This is a genomic window from Acidobacteriota bacterium (genome assembly GCA_009861545.1).
Lineage (GTDB): Bacteria > Acidobacteriota > Vicinamibacteria > Vicinamibacterales > UBA8438 > WTFV01.
The window spans coordinates 20,336-35,291 of the sequence record VXME01000019.1; the positions used below are offsets into that span (position 1 = coordinate 20,336).

Consider the following 14,956-nt stretch of genomic DNA (forward strand, 5'->3'; position numbering starts at 1 on the left):
CGACGAGGCCGTCACGCCGTTCACCGATCTCGTCGACTGGCAGCAGAAGGACGACGTGCAGCGGCAGATGCGCAGTCAGATCAAGCGTCGGCTACGCGCCGGCGGCATCGAACACGACGTGGTCGAGTCTCTGGCCGCCGACATCGTGGACCTCGCCAAGGTGCGGACCGATTGATGACCGGCGACCTGGAGACCTCCGCGATCACCTGGGGCGGCACGCGCCTGCCGTACGCCATTCGGCGCAGCGCCCGGCGGAAGAAAACGGTGGCGGTCACCGTGGACCCGGCGGGCGACGTGCTGCTCGTGGCCCCGGAGAGCTTCTCGACCAGCCGGCTGGATGCGGTCGTGCGCCGGAAGGCGGCCTGGATCGTCCGGCGCCGCCGGCATGTCCAATCGCACGACCCGCCGCCGTCGTCGCGGGAGTTCGTCAGCGGCGAGAGCGTCCAGTATCTCGGGCGGCACTATCGCCTCAAGGTGCATTCGAACGAGGCCGGGCACGCGAAGCTGCGCGGCGGCTGGCTGCATGTACCCGCGCCGGCGGGAGCGCAAAAGACGGCGCACGTTCGGGGCAACCTCGTGTCCTGGTTCCGCCGTCACGCGGCCGAGCGGCTACCGGAGCGGGTCGAGGTTTGGCGAGCGAAGGTCGGCGTCGCGATGCCCCGCGTCGTCATCGCCGATCAGCAGAAGCGGTGGGGCAGTTGCGACCATGGCGGCACCATCCGGCTGAATTGGCGCATCATCCAGGCGCCGATGCGCCTGGTCGACTACGTCGTCGTCCACGAGTTGGTGCACTTGCGCTACCGCGGACACGGCCGCGACTACTGGCAGGCACTTGGGAGGGGGTGATGCCCGACCACGAGCGGCGCCGGGAGGACCTGCGGCAGCGGGGTGTTGGGCTGGCTTGGTAGCGGCACGGTGTCGCGGGGCCGGGTCATGGCGCCGTCAGGCGCCTCCTCAGAACACGCAGTCCCCGTGCCAGCGTGCGCTTGTCCATGATGCCGAGCGCCTCCACGCAGCGCCGGCGGCGGGTCCGATCCCCGAATCGTGAAAGGCCGGCGTCGAGCTCCCGCACCACCACGGCGCCGTACGCCGATTCGGCGGCCTCCATCGCGGGGGCCCAGGATTCAGCCGGCCAGCTCGCGGCCATGAAGGCGAGGTCTACGAGATCGCGGGCGTGCGTGGAGTCGTCCAGTCCCCGGTCGGCGTGCGCGAGCAGCTTCTCCGCGATGCAGGAGGTCTGGTCGAGTGCCTCCACCGGGAACAGCCCGGGGGCGGCGCCGGACAGAGACAGGCGTCCTTCGAAAACGATCTCGAACTTCACCGGTTCACCGTCCACGCGGAGGAACGTCCGTATGCCGTACATGTCACGGCGGACGTCCCGGATCAGGTCGTAGTCGTCGGTGAAGATCTCGCCGAGCGAGCGTGCGGTGACGGTGTTTCGCAGCAGCCGATAGCCCGAGCGGTCCGAGCAGAGGAAGTCGACGTCGACGGATTCGCGAAACTCGTCCAGCTCCATCACGATCCGGGTGCCGCCGCCGAAGTAGCAGTGGGCCGAAGCGAGCAACGTCCGGTTCAGAGAGGCGAGCACCCGGGCGACGAGCCGATGCCACGGACGGCGGAATGGGGCTGCGCCGATCGCGCCGGGCGGCGGTGCGGCGAATCCGCCGGCCGCGCCGCGCTCAGGCATTGATCAGCCCGTTGCCGAATTCCCGCGCCAGGTCGTCGATCAGCATGCGTTCCCGCTTGGGGGCGCCGGCAAGGTCGACGAAGCGCCAGTTGCGTTCGTAGAGCGCGAATGCGTCGCGGCGGGTGATGTACCGTATGCGGCGGTTCCAGCACAGCAGCTTGAGAGCCGGATAGTCGTCGACGAGCAGCAACTCGCGCCGCAGGAAGGCGTGCAGCCTGTCGACGAACGCGGCCTCGCGCATGCCGGCCTTGAGGCGCTCGCAGAGCTCGGCGGGCAGCTTGAGTTGATACAGCCTCCAGCCGTCGATGCGGTCGCGTTGCCGCTGCCGCCGTTTCGCGGTACGAACCTGCTCCGCCCGCCGCGTGTCCATCTGTTTGCTTTCCGCTCAGATGTCGAGAAAGCCTGATGTCATGTCATCATATCACCCTGAGGAGTTTGTCTCCGGCTCCGTCCTCGGCCGCGGCGACGGCGGAGCCCGAAGGTGTACCACATCGGGACTGATCGACGCGTCGGAAGACCCCGCTCGGGCGGGGAAGCATGTCGCATAGAATGGCGGCAATGACGCAGCAGCCGCGCCGGGGGCGTGCTCGGATGCGCGACTACGCTCAAGCCGTCGTGGAGGGATGGACCGAGGGCGAACTGCTGCGGCTGCACCTGCACGAGCTGCCGCGCTCCCTGATGGACCTGTCGGACGCAGAGCGCAACGCCCTGCTGCGCGAACGGCCTCCGCTGACCGGCACGCCGTGGGACCAGCTTCTGGCGGCGACCGTCGAGCACGTGTGCGAGTTGCACGGCCTGACGGCGCCGGCGTGGAGCCAGGAACAGGAGCGGTTCCGGAGCGTGCCGCACGTCTTCACCTCGGGGCGGGCGATGATGATGCAGACGACGGCCTACGCGCCGGCGGCGTTCATCCGGCACGGCGCCCTCGCCGATCCGACCAGCCTGGACGCACGAGGGGGGGAACGGCATGTCTGGGTCCCTGGATCGCAGCCGTATCACGAGGCTCTTCGGCGAGCTGTCCGAAGAGCTTGAGCGCAAGCGCGTACGCGGCCACGTCTACGTGGTCGGGGGGGCGGCGCTCATCGCGGGATTCGGCAGAGACCGGTCGACCAACGACGTCGACGGCCGCATTGCCGAGGCAAAGGCCGAGGTGCTGGCCGCCGCTGCCCGGGTCGGGCGCCGGAACGGACTGCCCGAGGACTGGCTGAACGAGAAGGCGGCGCTGTTCCTGCCGGAGACCGCCGACGAGCGGGCGGTGACGATGTTCAACAGCCCCGGGCTGGTGGTGACCGGAGCGTCCGCCGAGCACCTGCTTGCAATGAAGATGCTCGCCGGGCGCGACGTCGACATGGACGACATCGCCCACCTGGGAAACGTGCTGCGGATCAGCACGGGCCGCGCGGCCGAGCGCATCTACGAGACCGTCTACCCGGGCATGCCGCTGCCTGGCACCACCCGCCAGCGGGTGGCCGACGCGCTGGCCGACGCGCGTGCCAAGCGCGGCGAAGCCCCGGCGCTGCTGCGCCTGCGGTCGGCGGGCCGGCTTGAAGGCAAGGGCACCGAGGGCCGGAGGTACGACGCGATCGAGCGGCAGGACGCCGTGGGGCGAACCGTGGTCGAGCTCAGCGTGAGCGACCCGGCGGCGGACGCGGGGGAGGATGCCGCGAGCGGCAGGCCGCTGGGAGCCGCTGCCGATCCGATCCGAACGGTGGAAGAAGCCGCGAGGCTTGCCACCGAGTACGAGATGGCCGCCGAGGGAAGAGCCGGCGGCGACACGAGGCCCGCGATCGTGCTGAGACCAATCGAAGTGTTCGAGGCCGAGGGGGAGCGCAACCGCCGCTACGAGGCCCGCTGGGTCGGCGCGGGCGGCACGGACCGGCGGCTGGAGGTGAGCGTCATCGACCCTGCGGCCGCCGAAGACGACGGAACGGCACGCCGGCGGCCTGTGCCGACGTCGAGGGGCGAGGGGGTCGGACACTCCATCGCCGAGGCCGAAGCCGCCATCAACCGCTACGAACAGAAGGCCGCGGCCTCACGACGCTAGTGCCCGAACCGCCCGGATCGACAAGGATGCAGCATACCGGTCGTGTCGTGACCGTCAGCGTTCACGAAGCCAAGACGCATCTCTCCCGGTTGCTGCAGCAGATTGCCGCCGGAGAAGACGTCATCATCACAAGGTCGGGCCAGCCGGTGGCGCGGCTCGTGCCGATTGACGAGACTCGGCCCGTGTTCGGGATCGACGAGGGGCGTTTCGTCGTCCCCGACGACTTCGACGATCCGCTCGACGAGGAGTTGCTGCGCGCGTTCGAAGGGCGTACCGCTGGACGGGATTCCCGAGAATAGCGTTCCGGGAGCTACCCATCACGCATGCCCACGCGCTCGCGGTCGGCGTGCTGCCGCCTCACCATCGTGATCGGTTCGACCGCGTGCTGGTTGCCCAAGCGCGGATCGAGGGCTTGACGTTGGTCACCGCCGACTCGACGTTCGCCCACTACGATGTCCGTCTCATCCGGGTCTGAGCGATCGTCGGCCCGTCCGTGCTCGGCGTCTGGTCTGCTCGATGGCGCCGACCCTCCGGTCGGACCGCCGAATCAGTGGCGACGCATTCGGCATCGCCGCGAGCGGGCGCGAGCCGGAAGCGGGTCGTGCCGGTCCGGCTCAAGCCGCCCGGGGTTCGGATACGATCCGCCCTCGTGCCTGCGGATGACGGTCGTGACCCCGTTCTGAGTGGTTCGCAGATGGAAGCGTTGCTGCGCGAGCCGCTGGTGCGCTGGCCCGAGGTGTCCCCGGTTGCGGTGCGAGAGAGCGTCGAATCGGTCCATGGGGTGGGAGCGGCAATCCTGGCGGTCGCCGTGGACGCCGCAAGTCCGAACCAGAGCGATCTCACGGAGCAGGTCATCGCGGCGTTGTCGGAAGCCGTCGCGGGCACGTATCCTGCTTGGCTGCCGGAAGCGGAACACTTGGCGGGGCCCGGCGGCGCGGGATTGGCCGCCGTGCGCGCGATTTGCGAACGAGTAGCCGGCGGCACGGACCTGTTCGGTCCGTTTCTCGTTGCGGTGGCGGAGGCGTCGCTGTGCGGGCGGCGGGTCGGAGTGGCCGAGTTCGCGCAGGAGACGGTTGTGCGCGAGGCCCGGAAGCTGATCCTCCGCGCCTACGGGTATGAACGCTTGGTCGTCATGATCGAGCTGACGGGCACCTGGAGCAGCGCGCAGATCGAAGTCGCGGAAGCGAACGCGCTCTGGCTCGCCGGGCCCGGCGAGCTGACCGTATGGCTCTTCGGGGCTTCGACCGCGTGCATGGCGCGAGTGCCCCGTTCTTCGCTGTACGACCGGGTACCGGCATCGGATCCGCCGGCTGTGCCGCGCGCCGCGTACCTGACGCCGTTGCGGGGCCGGCCCAACGCGTTCAGCCAGGCGGAGATGCACCTGGAGGCGCATCTCTCACGTTCCCCGTGGGCCACGGGTCGCGCCTGGAACCAGACCTGGTCGTCGGGTGTACTGGCCAACTCCATCCGGGTCGATCTCATCTGGGCTCAGGAGAAGTGCGTCGTCGAGCTCGATGGTCCCGACCACCTGAACACCGACAAGTACGCCGCCGACCGAGTGCGCGATCGCGCGCTGCAGCGCGAGGGGTTCATGGTGCTTCGATACACGAACGACGAGGTGCTCGACGATGTGGCGCGCGTCCTCGGCGAGCTCGAACGATTCCTGGAGGAGCGGCGGCGGTCTACGACAGGGGAGACGTGAGATGACGTATGGGATTCCGGAGCGCGCCGTGATGATCGCGCTGATGGCTCTCAACAGGGAGACGCGGAACGCGGACCTCAAGGAGCGCTATCGGCTCGACCTGAAGAAGGCCGCGCGCGACAAGCTCAACCGGGCGGGACTCCTCCAGAGCCGCAGGGTTCCGGGCAAGGGCTTTGCCCACGAGTTGACGGATGCCGGCTGGGCCTGGGTAGTGGCCGAACTCGACGCAAAGACGCCGCCTCGGGCCGGCTCGGCCGGCGGTGCGCTGTACGCGCTGCTCAACGGTCTGAAGGTCGCACTCGAGGCGCGGGGGATGGTGATTCAGGAGCTGTTCGCCCCAGCGGCCGCGGGTCCCGCCGCCTCGCTCCCGGATCGGATTCGGCAGGCCTACCGCAACCTGGCATCTCGACCGTGGGATTGGGTGGAACTGCGTGATCTTCGGACGCAACTCGGCGACTGGCCTCGCCGTGAGGTGGATCTGGAGATCGTACGGATGTTCCGCGAGAAGGACGTCAATCTCACGCTGCACGAGGACCTGCGTCGGCTCACGGCGGCCGACCGGGATGCGGCGATCCGGATCGGCGTGGACGACATGCACTTAATCAGCATGGAGTGAGCGTTGTGGAGTCAGAACTGGGAGCACTCCGGCACGTCGCATTCCGTACGACGACCGCCGGCAACGACATTTGGCGCGACGACGTCGTCCACGTCGACGGCATTCATGCGTCGGTGTTCGGCCAAGTCCTGGATGCGCTCGCTTGGCTGCGCAACGACGTGCCGGTCAGCAACTTGGTCATCCAGGGACGGCCGGGAATCGGCAAGTCGCACTTTCTGGGACGCGTTCGCCATGCGGTAATCGAGAAGGGCCAAGTCTTCGTTCTCTTTCAGCCGAGCACCGCGCGCCGGTTCTGGGACAGTCTGGCGCTCGCCTACGTGGATGCGCTGCATCGCGAGGTAGGTGAAGCTGGGACCCAATTGCGTGCCGTTCTCCACGGTCTGGGCGATGCGATGGGGCTGCAACGAGCAGACACCGAGAACCTGGTGGCGGGAACCTTCGACCGCACGCACTTGAAGGACGTTCGTCGAAGCTTGCAGACGCATCTCGGTCGCCGGCCCGGGGATCGGGTCGCCGTGGATGTGGCGCTTGCGCTCATCCTGACCAACAGCGAGGACTTTGGTCACCAGGACGTTGGCGACGCGCTGCTCCAGGGGCTGGAAGTCGGTGTTGACGAGGCGAGCGCGCATTCCATCCGCGCGAGCCAGATTCCGTGCCGGGAGGTCGTCGGCGCGTTCGACCGCCTGATAGGCGCCGCGGGGTGTACGACCTTGGTGGCGGTCGATCAACTCGACGGGCTCGTCGCGCTGGGGCGGTCGCTTGCCAGCGCCGAGGAGCAATTGCTGCTCGATCAGGTGGCGAGCGGACTCATGGATCTCGCCCAGGACGTGCAGCACTCGCTGATCGTCGTGTCGTGCTTGATCGACAGTTGGACGCTGATCCGCGAGCAGGCCGTCGCGTCTGCGCACCATCGGTTTCCGACGGTCGCCCAACTCCGCGAGATTCCGTCGGCGGAGGTTGGGGAGGAGCTGGTGGCCGCGTACCTCCGAGCGGCCTACGCTCGTGCCGGGTTTACGCCCCCGTATCCGACCTGGCCGGTGCGGACGACTGCCTTCGCTGACGCGCCCCTGTTCTCGCCGCGCAGCCTGATCAATGCGGTTCAGGACCACTGTGCGCGTTGTCGGGAGAACGGTCGCGTCACCGAGTTGGAACAGTTGCCGAACGAGCCCCCGCAGGGTTCGGGCACTCCGACACCTAAAATGCCGCCCGACCCCGAGCTTGACCGGCGGTTCAGCCAGTTGGTGCGGCAGGCGGATGTCGCCGATGTTCTCGACGAGAAGCAGGTGGACGCTGGTCTGCCTGCGCTGCTGCGGGCCGGCCTGACGGCCTGGGCGGAGGAGAACGCCGCGACGGGTGACTTCTCGGTGGATCCGCCGCTCGGACGGAACCCCTCGTTGCATGCCCGGCTGCGGCGCATAGTCGATGCGGACACCGATGATGAAGTGCATTGGTCGTTTCGAGCCGTGCTGAACGACAACGCGGTGGCGGCGCTGCACCGGCTGCGGGCCGCCGTGACGGCGTCCGGGCTCGATCTCTCGGGGGAGCGGAGGCGGCTGTTCATCCTGCGCAACGCAACGTGGTCGCAGGGCAGGAAGACGCGTCAGGCGCTCGACGCGTTCGAGGCGCACGGCGGCGCCGTCGTGAAGCTGCTGGAGGCTGACCTCAAGGTGTTCCGGGCCTTGCAACAGCTCCTCGAAGAGCAGCCGAAGGGGCTCGCCGCATGGCTGGGAGCGCATCGACCCGCGAGCGGAACGACACTGCTCGCTCCCCTGAGCCCGGAGCCTGCCGGCACCGGTGGGGCGTCTGCTTCGGCCGAAGCCGAGGCGCCATCCCCGGCCGAGGTGCCATCCCCGGTCGAGGCGCCGCCCAAGATCGCTGCACCGTCCCAGGCCGCCGCGGCGCCCAAGGAGGCCGACGAGGACTCCATTCTCATCGGCATCGCCGAAGGCACGGGTCGACGCGTGACCGTGCCGCTCGAGGACCTCCGGCGCCACACGGTGATCTTCGCGGGCTCCGGCTCCGGCAAGACCGTTCTGATCCGCCGGCTCGTGGAGGAGTGCGCGCTGAAGGGCGTTTCGGCCGTCGTCCTCGATCCGAACAACGACCTGGCGCGGCTCGGTCTGCCGTGGCCCGAGCCTCCCCGGGGTTGGCTCGACCGCGACGCGGAGCGGGCGGCGAGCTACCTTCGCGACACCGAGGTCGTCGTGTGGACGCCGCGCCTGACGACGGGACGCCCGCTCTCGTTCGCACCGTTGTCCGGCCTCGGCGACGTGGCCGATGATGCCGACGAGTTCGAGATCGCGCTCGACAACGCCGTCGCCTCGCTGGTTCCGCGCTCGGGTCTGCCCGCATCCGGCGCCAAGCTAAGCCAGGGCCGGGCCGTGCTGAAGGAGGCCCTGGGCGCCTACGTGCGGCGCGGCGGCGGGGTCCTCAAGGAGTTCCTCGGCTACCTGTCGGCATTGCCGGCGGGCGTCAGTCGGCTCGCCAGCGGCGAGAAGATTGCGGCGGACGTCGCCCAGACGCTGCTCGCCGAGACCGTGAACGACCCCCTGCTGGGTGGTACCGGCGAGGCCGTCGATCCATCGGTCCTGCTCCGGCCGGCGAGCGGCCGACGCGCCCGTATTTCCGTGATCAGCCTCGTCGGACTGCCGAACGACGAGCAGCGGCAGCAGTTCGTCAATCAACTGCAGATGGCGCTCTTCGCCTGGGTCAAGAAACACCCCGCCGGCGACCGGCCGCTGGGCGGCTTGTTCGTCATGGACGAAGCACAGACCTTCGCACCGTCGGCGGGCCGTACGGCCACCACGGCCAGCACCCTCGCCCTCGCCTCCCAGGCACGGAAGTACGGACTCGGCCTGGTCTTCGCCACGCAGGCGCCGAAGGGGCTGCACAACCAGATACCGGGCAATGCGACGACGCAGTTCTTCGGCCTGCTCAATGCGCCCGCGCACATCGCGGCTGCCCGGGAGATGGCCGCGCAGAAGGGCGGCAATGCGCAGGGCATCGCCCGCCTGCGGGCCGGCGAGTTCTTCGCGGCAAGCGACGCCGTGGCGTTTCAACGGGTGCGCAGCCCGATGTGCCTGAGCCACCACCCGCGGAGCCCGATGACCCAGGAAGAGGTCCTGGAGCTTGCACGCGCGAGGACTACAGATCCCGAATAGGCTCTCCGGCGTACGCTGCTGCGGCCGCGAACCGTGCCTCAATCTCCGGCCCGCGCCGTCGAGGATTCTCGCGCCGCCGCCGGCGAGGCGTCCGGGACGAGGGGCCGCGCCGGCACCCCCACGTAGACACGGCCGCCGTCGAGAGTCACGTGCTTCGGCACGAGGCTCAGCGCGCCGATCTGCACGTCGGGACCGATGGTGACGCCGATGCCGATCACCGATCCGAGTCCGACCGTCACGTGGTTTCCCAGCCGCACGGACGCGGTCTTCACGATGCCGCCCTCCACGGTGTGGCCCGACAGGTGGACGTCGCCGCCGATCACGACGTCGTCGCCGAACTCGAGCAGGTTGTGGTCGCTCACCCCCAGGCTGTTCACGTATACCCGGCGCCCCACGCGGGCGCCGTTCAGCCGCAGGTAGGCGCTCCAGATGGGCGTCCCGCGGAAGAGCGTTCCCGCGAACAGGCGGACGATATGGATCGCCACCATGTAGCGCACCCAGTCCAGCAGCGGCCAGTCGAGATCCGCAAGCCGGATGTGAGCGTTCGGCCGCGTCCGCCAGCCCGTCACGCGGGTCGCGGCCGCGGATCCGAACATCAGGGCGATCGCGAACAGGGCGTAGGATGGGACGACGGCGAAGCTCACGGCAGCCGCCCGTGCGACGGGGTTGTCGGCAGTCCACGCCAGCAGCGGTCCCCACACGGCCACGACCGGCAGGATGGCCAGGCCGCACACGATCGATTGGACGATCACGAGCGTCGCTACCGTCCAGGCGATACGCACGCCGCCGCCGGCTCTTCTCGCGCGGCGGGTTCGGGGCGTACGTCCATGGTCGGGCTGGGGCGTGGACATCGGAAACGCTCTCGTGGTCGGCCGGACTCATCTGACAACCGCGGGCGGCCCGTGTCAAGCGGTAGATAATCCGCAATTGCGGCGCCGTGAACACGGCGCCTCTCGCGTGCGTCGAAGCAGGCAGGAGAACGGCTTGATAGAGGTCGAGGATCTGCACAAGAGCTACGGCGACCTGGTCGCCGTCGACGGCGTCAGCCTCGTCGCCGGCGAGGGCGCGGTCTTCGGGCTGCTGGGACCCAACGGAGCGGGAAAGTCGACCACCATCGGCTGCATCTGCGGCCTGCTGGCCCCGTCGTCGGGGCGCGTCCGCGTCCTGGGGCACGACGTGGCGCTCGACCCGCGGGCGGCGAAGGGGTGCCTCGGCGTCGTGCCGCAGGAGCTCGCGCTGTACGAGGACTTGAGCGCCGCGGACAACCTCGGTTACTGGGGAGCGGCCTACGGCCTGCGCGGGCCGGCGCTGCGGCGGCGGGTGGGCGAGGTGCTGGAGCTGACCGGGCTGCTCGACCGCGCGCGGGAGCCGGTGAAGAAGTACAGCGGCGGCATGAAGCGGCGCCTGAACTTCGGTTGCGGGATCGTGCATCGGCCCCGCGTGCTCCTGCTCGACGAGCCCACCGTCGGCGTGGACCCGCAGAGCCGCGTGCGTCTGCTCGACTTGGTGCGCGCCGAGGTGGCCGCCGGCACCTGCGTTCTCTACACCACCCACTACATGGAAGAGGCGCAAGAGCTGTGCGACCGGCTCGCGATCATGGACCACGGCCGTCTGCTGGCCGCCGGCACGCTCGACGAGCTGCGCGCGATGGTCGGCGAGCGGGACCTGCTCCGGCTGACCGGCGCCTTCGATCCGGAGTCGGCGCGCCGCGCCGTCGATGCGCTCGACGACGTCGACGCGGTGAGCATCGAGACCGGCGCCCTGCTGCTGGCCGCCGGCTCCGCCTCGCGGCGCCTGCCGGCGATTCTCGGGGCTGTCACGGAAGCGGGCGGCCAGGTCGGCGAAACCACCCTGAGCCGGCCCAGCCTCGAGAGCCTGTTCATCAAGCTGACGGGACGGGAGCTGCGCGAGTGAACGGGCGCTTCATCGGCATCACGGCGGCCAAGGACCTGCGCCGGCGCCTGGCGGACCCGGCGGCCCTGGTCATGTGGTTCGGGCTGCCGCTGGCCATCGGGGCGATGATCGTGGCCCTGAGCTCCGGCGGCGACGGCGCCGGGCCGCGCGGCCGGCTGCTGGTGGCGGACGAAGACGAGTCGTTCGTCAGCGGGATGCTCGCCGGGGCCGCCGGCCAGGGGCCGCTGGGGGAGCTCTTCGACCTCACGCCCGTGGATCGCGACGAGGGCCGGCGGATAGTCGACGCCGGCGACGCCAGCGCGCTGCTGATCCTGCCGGCCGGGTTGCAGGAGGCGGTTCTCGGGGAGGGGACGGTCGAGATCCGGCTCGTCACGAATCCCGCCCAGCGGATTCTTCCCGGCATGCTGGAGGAGGCGCTGGAGATCGTCGTCGAGGCGGCGTTCTACGGCGAACGCGTGCTCGGCGAGCCGGCCCGCCGCATCGCGGACGGTCCGCCTCCGGACAGCGACTTCTTCTCCAACGACACGATCGTCGAGCTGAGCACGACCATCAACACGCGCGTGCGGGAGCTCGGCGACACGCTGGCGCCGCCGGTGCTGACCGTCGAGCACGTCGCACCCGACGAGTCCGACGCGTCCGGCACACCGGGTTTCGGCGACCTGGGCCTCATCGTGCTCCCCGGCGTCATCTTCATGTCGATCCTGTTCATCGGGCAGGGCCTCAGCAGCGACGTCTGGGAGGAGAAGCGGTTCGGGACGTTGCGCCGCGCGGTGTTCGCGCCGCCGTCGATGAGCGCCTTTCTCGCCGGGAAGCTGCTGGCCGGCGCGGGGCTCGTCGGCGCCGTCGCGCTGGTCGGCATCGCGGTCGGGGTGGTCTTCTTCGACCTGCCGCTGCCGCACGCGCCGCTGGCGATTGTCTGGACGACGTTCGCCGGCGTGGCGCTGCTCGTCTACTTCGTGCTGCTGCAACTCGTCGCCTCCAGCCCGCGGGCGGGCAACGTGTTGACGACGCTGGTCGTGTTCCCGGCCATGATGCTGGGCGGCTCGTTCTTTCCCTTCGAGGCGATGCCGGCGTGGATGGCGGCGATCGGGCGTTGGACGCCGAACGGGATCGCGGTGGTCCGCCTGAAGGAGATCGTGGCGGCCGCGCCGGACGCAGCGGGCCTGCTGACGGCGGCGCTGGCCATCGGCCTGCCCGCCCTCGCCGCGGGCGCCCTCTGCGGGCGGCTGCTGCGCGGCGCCTTCCTGATGCGTTGAGCGGGTGACGAGATGATGTGGCGGGACGTCCGGTTCATCGCGGGGCGCGACCTGGCGATGCTGATCCGCGAGCGCGAGATGGTCCTGTGGACCTTCCTGATGCCGATCGTCTTCTTCTACTTCCTCGGCACCGTGACGGGCGGGTTCGGGACCCCGGATCCCGATCGGCCCGACGCTCTCGCTCTCGTCGGCGCGGAGGAGGGCGGGTTCCTGGTCGACGAGCTGACCCGCCGGCTCGAGGATCAGAACTTCGCCGTGGTGCGGGCGTCTCCGGACGAGGCCGCGCGGTACGCGCGCCGGTTGACGCTGCCCGCGCCCGCCGACGGCTACGACGGCCTGACGGCCTCCATCCTGGACGGGCACCAGGCGGTACTCGCGTTCGAGCGCCGCGGCGAGGACCTCAACCGGCAGTACGACCAGTTGCGCGTGGGGCGGGCCGTCTACACGGTGCTGGCCGACCTGGTCGCCACCTCGATCCAGGACGGCGGGGCGTCGCCCGAGGCGTTCGAGGCGCTGGCCGCGGCGCCGCGCCACGTGACGCTGCAGGTCGCCCCGGCCGGCCGGCGCGAGATACCGCCGAGCGGCTACTCGCAGGCCATTCCGGGCACGATGGTCATGTTCACGATGCTCGTGCTGATGGGCGGCGCGGTCCAACTGGTGATCGAGCGCGAGCAGGGCCTGCTGCGCCGCCTGGCCGCGGCCCCGATCCACCCGGCGTCGGTCGTCGCCGGCAAGTGGCTGGCGCGCATGACGCTCGGCCTGGTGCAGATCGGCTTCGCCATGCTCGTCGGCCGCGTGCTGTTCGGGATGGACTGGGGCGCGGCGATCGGGATGGTGGGAGTGATCCTGTTCGCCTGGGCCGCGTTCAACGCCTCGCTCGCGCTGCTGCTGGCCAACGTCGCGCGCAGCAAGAGCCAGATGGAGGGTATCGGCGTCATCGGCACCATGGCGCTGGCGGCGCTCGGGGGTTGCTGGTGGCCGATCGAGATCACGCCCGGCTGGATGCAGTCGCTCGCGGGGTTCCTGCCCAGCGGCTGGACGATGGACGCGCTCCACCTGCTGGTGAACTTCGGTTACGGCCCGGCCGCTGCGATTCCCCACATCATCGCTCTGGCGACCGGCGCGCTGGTCTGCGGCGCGGCGGCGGCGCGGACGTTCCGTTACCAGTAGCAGGGAGGCGCCTGCAGGCGAGCCCGCGAGACTCGAAGCGGCCCGGGGCGTGTCTCCGAGTGCGGCCGGGGCGGCAGACGCGGCCCGGCTCGCCCGGCTTCACCGTTTCGGGCTACAGTCTCTCGCGATGAGACTGCCGACCTTGAACTTCCTCTCCTTCGAGAGCCGCACCAGACACCCGGCCGCCCTCCTTTGGTTCGCAGCGTTCATCGCCCTGCAACTGCTCGCGGTCTTTGCGCTCGTGCGATATTTCTTCCGATCGACCTGGGACCAGCAGGTGTCATCGGGCATCGGGGCGATCGTTCTCACGGGCCTGGTTTGCAGTCTGCTGCTCTGTTTCGCGGAATACTTCTTTCACCGCTACCTGCTTCATATCGAGACGGTGAGGTTCCTGCGCGCCTTCTGCACGAGTCACCTCACGCACCACAAGCTGACATCGATAGGCTTCGATGATGGGACGAAGACCGTTCGAAGCAAGTATCCGATCTGCGACGTGGCGCGCGACGACAAGGCCACGTTCCCACCCTGGGGCTTGATTCCCGCCTTCGCCGCGTTCACGCCGTTCTTCGCGCCCTTCGCCTTCTCGTTCCCGCACATCCCGATACTCATCGGCGGGTACGCCGCCATTGCGATCGCCCTGTTTCTGTACGAGACCGTCCACGTTGCCCATCACCTGCCGTACGATGCCTGGTGGAAGCCGAAACTGAACAACCGGACGTTCGGCAGGGTGTGGCGTGCGGCGTACGGATTCCATCAAGCCCATCACGCGAACTACCGGTGCAACCTGAACGTGGCCGGGTTCTTCGGCATCCCGGTCGCGGACCTGCTGTTCGGCACGTACAAACAGCCGGACGAACTCCTGCTGGACGGTGCGCCGGCGACGAAAGAGGATGCCCGCAAGCTCACTCCTCAGCCCCGCTGGCCGGTCGGCTGGCTGGACCGGGTGGTCTTCAAGAGACGACGCTGGATGTCGAAGAGAAACTGAGACGCGCGGGGAGGACGACGTCCATTCGAGGGAGACCTGTGAGGGCAAGCGTGTGTTCGGCGTCGTCCGCATCCGTCGCCGTGGTGCTGGCCGCGGTGCTCGGCGTGGCCGTCTCGGCCCAGGAGGCGCCGACGACGGCCTGGGGCGATCCCGACCTGCAGGGAATCTGGGTCGGCTCGACGCTGACGCCGCTGGAACGGCCGCCGGAGTACGAGGGTCGGGAGTTTCTGCGCGAGGAGGAGGTCGCGGCGCTCGAGAACGCCGCGCGCGTTCATGAGGAACGCCTGCTGGCGCGGCCCGCGGCGCCGGCGCCGCCCCGGGGGGGGGGGGCCACCCCGCCCGCCCGCCCCCCCGGCGCCGCCGCCCCCCCGCGCGGCCCCGGGCCGCCCCGGGGCGCCCCGGGGCGGTCGTGGGAGTTAGT

Annotated in this window: 15 protein-coding genes and 1 pseudogene; 12 read left to right on the top strand and 4 right to left on the bottom strand. The window is 69.7% G+C overall.

Annotation, left to right across the window (positions count from 1 at the left end; genetic code table 11):
• The first annotated feature begins 174 nt into the window (after nucleotides 1–174).
• Entirely contained in the window at nucleotides 175–846 is a 672-nt protein-coding gene (locus tag F4X11_02970; GenBank protein ID MYN63977.1) for a M48 family metallopeptidase, read from the top strand.
• 85 nt (nucleotides 847–931) lie between these two features.
• On the opposite strand, the gene F4X11_02975 is transcribed toward F4X11_02970, so the two are convergent.
• Together F4X11_02975 and F4X11_02980 are read right to left on the bottom strand one after the other, a co-directional pair.
• Nucleotides 932–1,687, bottom strand: coding sequence for a nucleotidyl transferase AbiEii/AbiGii toxin family protein (locus F4X11_02975; GenBank protein ID MYN63978.1), 756 nt, complete (start codon nucleotides 1,685–1,687; stop codon nucleotides 932–934).
• A complete protein-coding gene (locus tag F4X11_02980) occupies nucleotides 1,680–1,928 on the bottom strand; it encodes a hypothetical protein (protein MYN63979.1) in 249 nt (82 codons plus the stop codon). The genes F4X11_02975 and F4X11_02980 overlap by 8 nt, the downstream gene beginning before the upstream one ends.
• A 317-nt stretch (nucleotides 1,929–2,245) precedes the next feature.
• On the opposite strand from F4X11_02980, the gene F4X11_02985 reads away from it, so the two are divergent.
• From F4X11_02985 to F4X11_03010, 6 genes and pseudogenes are all read left to right on the top strand, one after another.
• Nucleotides 2,246–2,719 carry a hypothetical protein gene (locus F4X11_02985; protein MYN63980.1) on the top strand — a complete coding sequence of 158 codons (474 nt, stop codon included), beginning with the start codon at nucleotides 2,246–2,248 and terminating at the stop codon, nucleotides 2,717–2,719.
• On the top strand, nucleotides 2,655–3,731 hold the full coding sequence (locus F4X11_02990) for a hypothetical protein (GenBank protein ID MYN63981.1): 1,077 nt from the start codon (nucleotides 2,655–2,657) through the stop codon (nucleotides 3,729–3,731). Before F4X11_02985 ends, F4X11_02990 begins: the two co-directional genes overlap by 65 nt.
• 26 nt (nucleotides 3,732–3,757) lie before the next feature.
• Complete coding sequence (locus F4X11_02995) at nucleotides 3,758–4,030, top strand: type II toxin-antitoxin system Phd/YefM family antitoxin (GenBank protein MYN63982.1); 273 nt, start codon at nucleotides 3,758–3,760, stop codon at nucleotides 4,028–4,030.
• Between the two features lie 8 nt (nucleotides 4,031–4,038).
• Nucleotides 4,039–4,206 (top strand): annotated as a pseudogene (locus F4X11_03000) (type II toxin-antitoxin system VapC family toxin).
• 219 nt (nucleotides 4,207–4,425) lie between these two features.
• Nucleotides 4,426–5,433, top strand: coding sequence for a DUF559 domain-containing protein (locus F4X11_03005; protein ID MYN63983.1), 1,008 nt, complete (start codon nucleotides 4,426–4,428; stop codon nucleotides 5,431–5,433).
• Nucleotide 5,434: 1 nt separating this feature from the next.
• The gene (locus F4X11_03010) at nucleotides 5,435–6,049 is read left to right on the top strand and encodes a hypothetical protein (GenBank protein MYN63984.1); all 615 of its coding nucleotides are present in this window, start codon (nucleotides 5,435–5,437) and stop codon (nucleotides 6,047–6,049) included.
• Nucleotides 6,050–6,060: 11 nt separating this feature from the next.
• On the opposite strand, the gene F4X11_03015 is transcribed toward F4X11_03010, so the two are convergent.
• Nucleotides 6,061–6,885: a hypothetical protein gene (locus tag F4X11_03015; protein ID MYN63985.1), complete on the bottom strand. Its 825-nt coding sequence runs from the start codon at nucleotides 6,883–6,885 to the stop codon at nucleotides 6,061–6,063.
• Between F4X11_03015 and F4X11_03020 the strand changes: the two genes are divergently transcribed.
• On the top strand, nucleotides 6,859–9,210 hold the full coding sequence (locus F4X11_03020) for an ATP-binding protein (GenBank protein MYN63986.1): 2,352 nt from the start codon (nucleotides 6,859–6,861) through the stop codon (nucleotides 9,208–9,210). The two genes, F4X11_03015 and F4X11_03020, sit on opposite strands and share 27 nt — an antisense overlap.
• 38 nt (nucleotides 9,211–9,248) lie before the next feature.
• On the opposite strand, the gene F4X11_03025 is transcribed toward F4X11_03020, so the two are convergent.
• Nucleotides 9,249–9,962 carry a hypothetical protein gene (locus F4X11_03025; GenBank protein MYN63987.1) on the bottom strand — a complete coding sequence of 238 codons (714 nt, stop codon included), beginning with the start codon at nucleotides 9,960–9,962 and terminating at the stop codon, nucleotides 9,249–9,251.
• Between F4X11_03025 and F4X11_03030 the strand changes: the two genes are divergently transcribed.
• The 4 genes from F4X11_03030 (at nucleotide 9,928) to F4X11_03045 (ending at nucleotide 14,535) form a co-directional block, all read left to right on the top strand.
• Nucleotides 9,928–11,124 (top strand): ABC transporter ATP-binding protein, encoded by a 1,197-nt coding sequence (locus F4X11_03030; protein ID MYN63988.1) that lies wholly within the window; start codon nucleotides 9,928–9,930, stop codon nucleotides 11,122–11,124. The two genes, F4X11_03025 and F4X11_03030, sit on opposite strands and share 35 nt — an antisense overlap.
• The gene (locus tag F4X11_03035; GenBank protein MYN63989.1) at nucleotides 11,121–12,380 is read left to right on the top strand and encodes an ABC transporter permease; all 1,260 of its coding nucleotides are present in this window, start codon (nucleotides 11,121–11,123) and stop codon (nucleotides 12,378–12,380) included. Before F4X11_03030 ends, F4X11_03035 begins: the two co-directional genes overlap by 4 nt.
• Before the next feature lie 12 nt (nucleotides 12,381–12,392).
• On the top strand, nucleotides 12,393–13,550 hold the full coding sequence (locus F4X11_03040; GenBank protein ID MYN63990.1) for an ABC transporter permease: 1,158 nt from the start codon (nucleotides 12,393–12,395) through the stop codon (nucleotides 13,548–13,550).
• Between the two features lie 127 nt (nucleotides 13,551–13,677).
• Nucleotides 13,678–14,535: a hypothetical protein gene (locus F4X11_03045; GenBank protein ID MYN63991.1), complete on the top strand. Its 858-nt coding sequence runs from the start codon at nucleotides 13,678–13,680 to the stop codon at nucleotides 14,533–14,535.
• Nucleotides 14,536–14,956: the final 421 nt, after the last annotated feature.

Excerpts from the sequence above, each read along its gene's own strand:
- F4X11_02970 (MYN63977.1), top strand. The coding sequence starts at position 175 with ATGACCGGCGACCTGGAGACCTCCGCGATCACCTGGGGCGGCACGCGC.
- F4X11_02975 (MYN63978.1), bottom strand. The coding sequence starts at position 1,687 with ATGCCTGAGCGCGGCGCGGCCGGCGGATTCGCCGCACCGCCGCCCGGC.
- F4X11_02980 (MYN63979.1), bottom strand. The coding sequence starts at position 1,928 with ATGCGCGAGGCCGCGTTCGTCGACAGGCTGCACGCCTTCCTGCGGCGC.
- F4X11_02985 (MYN63980.1), top strand. The coding sequence starts at position 2,246 with ATGACGCAGCAGCCGCGCCGGGGGCGTGCTCGGATGCGCGACTACGCT.
- F4X11_02990 (MYN63981.1), top strand. The coding sequence starts at position 2,655 with ATGTCTGGGTCCCTGGATCGCAGCCGTATCACGAGGCTCTTCGGCGAG.
- F4X11_02995 (MYN63982.1), top strand. The coding sequence starts at position 3,758 with ATGCAGCATACCGGTCGTGTCGTGACCGTCAGCGTTCACGAAGCCAAG.
- F4X11_03005 (MYN63983.1), top strand. The coding sequence starts at position 4,426 with ATGGAAGCGTTGCTGCGCGAGCCGCTGGTGCGCTGGCCCGAGGTGTCC.
- F4X11_03010 (MYN63984.1), top strand. The coding sequence starts at position 5,435 with ATGACGTATGGGATTCCGGAGCGCGCCGTGATGATCGCGCTGATGGCT.
- F4X11_03020 (MYN63986.1), top strand. The coding sequence starts at position 6,859 with ATGGATCTCGCCCAGGACGTGCAGCACTCGCTGATCGTCGTGTCGTGC.
- F4X11_03030 (MYN63988.1), top strand. The coding sequence starts at position 9,928 with ATGGCCAGGCCGCACACGATCGATTGGACGATCACGAGCGTCGCTACC.
- F4X11_03040 (MYN63990.1), top strand. The coding sequence starts at position 12,393 with ATGATGTGGCGGGACGTCCGGTTCATCGCGGGGCGCGACCTGGCGATG.
- F4X11_03045 (MYN63991.1), top strand. The coding sequence starts at position 13,678 with ATGAGACTGCCGACCTTGAACTTCCTCTCCTTCGAGAGCCGCACCAGA.